The sequence below is a fragment of the Actinocorallia lasiicapitis genome, from assembly GCF_054778695.1.
The window spans coordinates 1-2,259 of sequence record NZ_BAAGZI010000606.1 but is presented as its reverse complement, the minus strand read 5'-3'; the positions used below and the strand labels follow the sequence as shown (position 1 = coordinate 2,259).

The window sequence follows — 2,259 nt, the reverse complement described above, 5'->3', positions numbered from 1 at the left end:
GGCCGCGCAGCGCACCGGCGGGAAGCAGGTCGCCCGCGACGAGCGGTGCGGGCCCCAGCCCTGACAGCAGATCGGTGGAGCGGCTGCCCAGGACGGGGTCGGCCGCGAAACCGCCGCGGACCGCCAGATAGGAGCGGAGTCCGCGCGCGGGCACGCCGATCCGCACGTCCGTGCCCGGCGGGACGTACACGGGGGTGTTGGCGGGTTCGGGACGGGCGCCGAGCGTCAGCGGGGCGGGTGCGCCGGTCAGCGCGATCCAGGCGCCCGACCGGAACCGGAATGCCGCGCCGCCGAAGAGCAGTTCGAGGGTCGCGGCCGACGGATCGTTGCCGAGCAGCCGGTTGGCCAGGTCGTGGGAGCGGCGGTCGGCCGCGCCGGAGCCGGGCACCCCCAGATGGGCCAGGCCGGGACGGCCCAGATCCTGGAGCAGGGCGAGGGGGCCGGGGGTCAGCACCTCGATCATGGGATCACGCTATCGGGGCGTCCTTGTGGACGTCGGCGGCCGTCAGGGTGATGAGGTCGGCCGTGGTCGGGTGGGCCAGGGTCGCGGCCCTGACGTCGCGGGACGTGCAGGCCTTCTCGTAGATCGACCGGGCGAAGCGCGCGTTGCCGAGGGTGTCGATGGCGTGCCGGCCGCAGGCCCGCTGGAACAGCAGCGCGAGATCGTCCAGGGCCTCGTCGTCCCAGTGGTCGCCGTTCTCCGCGGCCATCGCGACGGCGATCTCCAGCAGTTCGTCGGGGCCGTAGGCGGGGAACAGGACCCGGGTGTCGAACCGGGAGCCCAGCCCCGGGTTGGCGGAGAGCAGCCGGTCCATGTCGGCGGGGTAGCCCGCCAGCACGATCACCAGCCGGTCCCTGTCGTCCTCGGCACGCTTCAGCAGGGTCTGGACGGCTTCCTGGCCGAACGCGTCGCCGCCGGAGTAGCCGGTGCCGATCAGCCCGTACGCCTCGTCGATGAACAGCACTCCGCCGAGCGCCGAGTCGATGACCTTGTTGGTCTTGATCGCGGTGGCGCCGAGATGGTCGCCGACCAGGTCGACCCGGGACACCTCGATCACCTCGGGCCTGCTGAGCAGCCCGAGCGCCGCGAAGATCCGGCTGAGGACGCGGGCGACGGTCGTCTTGCCGGTGCCGGGCGGCCCGGTGAACACGAAATGCCGCATGGGCGGCTGGGCGGGCAGCCCCTGCGCGGCGCGCAGCCGTCTGACCTGGAGCTGGGCGGTGATCTCGCGGACCTGCCGCTTCACCGGCTCGAGCCCGATCATGGCGTCGAGCTCGGCGAGGGCCTCTTCGAGAGTGGGGGTCTGGGCGTAGCCGCGGTAGCGGGCGGTCAGCTCGTCGTAGGCCTGCTGGACGTCGACGGCGCGGACGGTCAGCAGTTCGGTGGCCGTGGGATGGGCGTGGGTGGACACCACCCGCAGGTCGCGGGCGCGGGACGCGCCTTCGGCGAGGGAGCGGACGAACCGGCCGTTGCCGAGCTGGTCGAGGATGCCGCGCCGGGCCACCTCGGAGAAGCAGGCGATGAGCAGGTCGCCCGCGTCGTCGGCGAGGACGTCGCCGCGCAGCTCGATATGGCGGACGGAGATCTCCAGCAGCTCTTCCGGCCGGTAGCTGGGGAAGGACACCCGTGTGCCGAACCGGGAGGCCAGCCCCGGGTTGGAGTCGAGGAAGTCCTCCATCTCGGTCTCGTAGCCGGCGAGGATGATGACGAGGTTGTCGCGGTCGTCCTCGGCCCGCTTGAGCAGCGCCTGGACGGCCTCGTTGCCGAACCGGTCGGCCTGTCCGTCACCGACGTTGACCAGCGAGTACGCCTCGTCGATGAACAGCACGCCGCCGAGCGCGGAGTCGACCACCTGGTTGGTCTTGAGCGCGGTCGCGCCCAGGTACTCCCCCACCAGGTCGGCGCGGTGCACTTCGACCACATGGTCGGACGGCAGCAGCCGGAACGCGTAGAAGATCTTGGCGAGGGTGCGGGCGACGGTCGTCTTGCCCGTCCCGGACGGCCCCGCGAACACCAGGTGCCGCAACGGCTTCTCGATCGGCACCCCGGCCTCGGCCCGCAGGTGGGCGGCCTCGATCGACGCGGCGATCGACCGGACCTGCCGCTTCACCGGCTCAAGCCCGATCATGTCCTCGAGCTCGGCGAGCGCCTCCTCGACGGTCGGTTCCCGCTCCGGCTTCGGCCGTTCGACGGGCGGCGCGACGGGCTCGGGCTCCGGCTTGACGACGGGCGGCGCGACGGGTGCGGGCCGCGGCGCG

Annotated in this window: 2 protein-coding genes; both read right to left on the bottom strand. The window is 72.8% G+C overall.

Features of this window, described 5'->3' with window-relative positions; translation table 11 throughout:
- A partial coding sequence (locus ACYVE7_RS32820) for a 5-oxoprolinase subunit C family protein (protein ID WP_460370314.1) occupies positions 1-463 on the bottom strand: 463 nt, incomplete at its 3' end.
- A gap of 4 nt (positions 464-467) precedes the next feature.
- Positions 468-2,259, bottom strand: a 1,792-nt coding sequence (locus ACYVE7_RS32815) for an AAA family ATPase (RefSeq protein ID WP_460370312.1), incomplete at its 5' end; no start/stop codon positions are given.